Here is a 1107-nt window from a genome sequence, read left to right on the forward strand (position 1 = left end):
CCCGCCCCCGCCGCTGCCGAGCCGCGGGCGCGCCTCGCCGGTCGTGATGACGGACGGCGTGCTGTCGCTGGAACCGCTGAAGTTTGGTGTCGCGGGCGGCTCGCTGGCATCGAACATCCAGCTCGACGGCAGTGCGACGCCGCTGAAGGGCCGTTTCTCGACGCAGGCGCGCCATCTGAAGCTCAAACAGTTGATGCCGACCGCGAAGACGATGCAGAGCGCGCTTGGCGAGGTGAACGGCGATGCCGCGCTGTCGGCGGTCGGCAATTCACCGGCGGCGCTGGCGGGATCGTCGAATGGCGAGGTGAAGCTGCTCATCACGGACGGCGCCGTGAGCCGTCTGCTGATGGAAGCGGCGGGGTTGAACGTGGCCAATGTCGTGTATGAAAAGCTGTTTGGCAATCGCGATGTGCAGATCAACTGCGCGGCGGCCGATTTCGTCGTGACGGATGGCGTGCTCGATTCGCGCGTGTTTGCGCTCGACACGCAAGATGCTGTCATCAACGTGGATGGCACGGTGAACATGAAGACGGAGTCGATGGATCTTGGCGTGCATCCGCACACGAAGGGCTTCCGTATCTTTTCGTTGCGCTCGCCGCTGTATGTGAAGGGCACGTTCAAGGATCCGCATGTGGGCGTCAACGCAGCGGCGCTCGCGGTGCGTGGGGGAGCGATGGTGGGGCTCGGGCTGATCAATCCGTTTGCGGCGCTGATTCCGCTGATTGCACCGAGCAATAACAAGCCATTGCCGTGTCAGCAGCTGATGGCGGCGATGGAAGCACAACGTCCGACAGCACCGCCGCCGGGGCAGCGGGAGAAGGCGAAGGGCGTGGTGTTGCCGCCGGGGCCGCCGGGAGCGTCTGCTGCGCCGGCGCCTGCCAGGAAGCCTGCCGCTTCAGGTAACGGCGCTGCGGTGCCGGATGCGGCTCATGCGGCGGATTACAAAGGGAGTTGAGGTTGGGTTTTGGGTGTCTTGTTATGTGGTGGCGTCCGCTCTTTGTTAGTGGTTTGCTAGTGTTGCCCCTGTGCGGGGCGGCACCTACTTTTCTTTGCCGCCGCAAAGAAAAGTAGGCAAAAGAAAGCGGGCTAACACCACCCACTCCGGTC

The 1107-nt window shown here is 63.8% G+C and carries 1 protein-coding gene; it reads left to right on the forward strand.

Going from position 1 to position 1107, the window contains the following annotated elements:
• Nucleotides 1-955 (forward strand): AsmA family protein (locus DK391_RS44040; RefSeq protein WP_162601073.1); only part of this gene is annotated, 955 nt, incomplete at its 5' end.
• Nucleotides 956-1107: the final 152 nt, after the last annotated feature.

It is taken from the genome of Paraburkholderia sp. C35 (genome assembly GCF_003121405.1).
Lineage (GTDB): Bacteria > Pseudomonadota > Gammaproteobacteria > Burkholderiales > Burkholderiaceae > Paraburkholderia.